General features: G+C 35.0%; 2 protein-coding genes. Both read right to left on the bottom strand.

Annotated features, from left to right (window positions below):
- Positions 1-527 (bottom strand): hypothetical protein (locus AB4Z17_RS33205; protein WP_441964697.1); only part of this gene is annotated, 527 nt, incomplete at its 3' end.
- A gap of 530 nt (positions 528-1057) precedes the next feature.
- Positions 1058-2176 (bottom strand): ATP-dependent nuclease (locus tag AB4Z17_RS33200; protein ID WP_441964695.1); only part of this gene is annotated, 1119 nt, incomplete at its 5' end.

Genomic DNA, 2176 nt, shown 5'->3' with positions numbered 1-2176 from the left:
GTAATAAAGTCAGCTAATTTCATGCCCGACCTCTTAATATGTTCCAAAACACGATATTTAATATTTTTATGTTTCCCTATATAAAACGGTACCCAATCATCATTTTCGAAACTATTTTTAGATGTGTTTTTATTAAAATGAAAATCAAATCTTTTCTTAATTATTTTTGGATATGATTCTCCCCGACCTCTGTCTATTTCCTCAAGTTCATTCCATATCTGATTTAATATTCCATAGAAATAACTTTTCTTTACCTCAAATTCAGTTTTACCACTCTCATTCCAAGCATCAGGGTCTTTAAAAACATTGATTTCTTGCTGATATAAATCTTTAAAGCCAACTTCAAAAAAATATATACCTGGCCCATCTGGTAAATCAGAGAACATTCCCTCGATATTTTCAGTACCGACGTTTAAGCAAAAATCAACTTGGTTATTAGTAAATTCTTCTCTAACACTTTCTGAAAGCTTGTTAGTAATATCGGAAAAGGTTCTGTCAAAATCAATTAGTAGTTTATTAATTGTCATATTATTACCACCTTGTAACTTACTTTAATCTTAGAATTAATAGTTATTATTGACCTATTCCCCAAATGATTACTGTATGTGTGGGTCTTGAAAGAAATTTGACTCGGTGGTCTCACAAGAATATCCCATTTCCTACGAAAATTTCTTTATCAAAGCATTAAATTATGTTTCCTAAGTAACGCCAGTCTGTTGGCCTTGTTATTTGTCTCTACCAGATTAATAATTTTAGCACCTCAAAACGGAACGCCTTACTATGTAAGCATGCTCCTTCATTTATCGACCCTTTAGGTCAAAATCAGATATTCATTACAAGAAATTAACTAAGAAAACGAGCCTCTAGTATCGCTTCTAAGGCTCGTTTCGCGTTTAGGGAGACATATTGGACTCCCCATTTTCTTTGGTATTTCCAAAAATGATAATTTTGTAGCAGTCTCCGTAAGGGCGGTTTTTCAACTATCGTGTCCCGTTAGTTCATATTGTTCCATAAAGCAGCCCTAGGTTACCCTGAATATTGCATCTAATTTGATTGCTTAATCGACCGACGCACCTTCATTACTGGCTGCAACAAGTTTAGGTGTCCAAAGTACCTCTACAAACTCTTCCATCATTGGCGCTTGCCACTCTTCAATAGCTTGATTTAGTTCAGTCCAATCAACTCGCCGAAGCTGACTGAGCAACATTTCAACGCCGTGATTTAGTGGTTCAGGGTGGGATAATCCGTAAGATAATCCGATAATTTTAACAAGGTTCTCTGGCAAATCCGATAGTGATTTTTCTTTTATGTACTCGTAAGCTGAAAAAGATTTTGAACTTCCTTTTTCATAATCATCAGGCATCTCTGCTTCAAATGTATGCTGCAATACGTATTTTCTGTTACCTCTGCTTTCAGCTAAAACCTCAAGCTTATGATTAATAGTAATAACAGCTTTTAAAGCAGAAACGGTTCTTCTTTCATTTTTCTTGTTAAACTCTGTAATGTCAAAATCATGCACTACCGTGTAAGGAATATTAAAATTATTAAGGATATTTAGCACAATATACATTGTGGGTTTACCTACGCAGTTAATCAAGGTCGTACTGTTATACTCCTCCGCAGGTAGAGTACCATCGCTCACTAATTTTTCCGCTATCAACTTGAACGAAACAACCTCGGTGTCACCTTCAACCAGAATTGCTTTATCAGCAAAAAAGACCTCATTTACATGAGGATTAAATTTTAATAATGCCTGAAAACGCTCAACCTCATTCTTAGGTAAACCATAGATATCAGAACTAACTTGATTAACTTGTACATCATTATTACTATCCAAATTCAATCTTACAAGCGTTCTATTGGGCTTAGATAAATCAACAAAATTAGGGGAATGTGAACTCGCGACGATTTGAAACAAGTTATCATCCGCGAGTGAATAAAGTGTATCTTTAAATACTTTTGCGACTTGCGGATGCAAGTATAATTCTGGTTCCTCAATAGCAAATATTAATGGTCGATTGTAGGAAGCATGTTCTCTTTCATCGTTAGGATAACGACTTTTGAATTTACGAAATCCCTTGAGAATAGATAAAATGAATGTTCTTTGGACACCATTACCTTGATGCTCTATATCTGTTTCAACCCCGTTGTAATTGAAAAACGGACTAACTGCCGT

It is taken from the genome of Paenibacillus sp. TAF43_2, assembly GCF_052113545.1.
Lineage (GTDB): Bacteria > Bacillota > Bacilli > Paenibacillales > Paenibacillaceae > Pristimantibacillus.
Note: the sequence above shows the minus strand (reverse complement) of the source record. Positions and strands in the feature narration are given on the sequence as shown.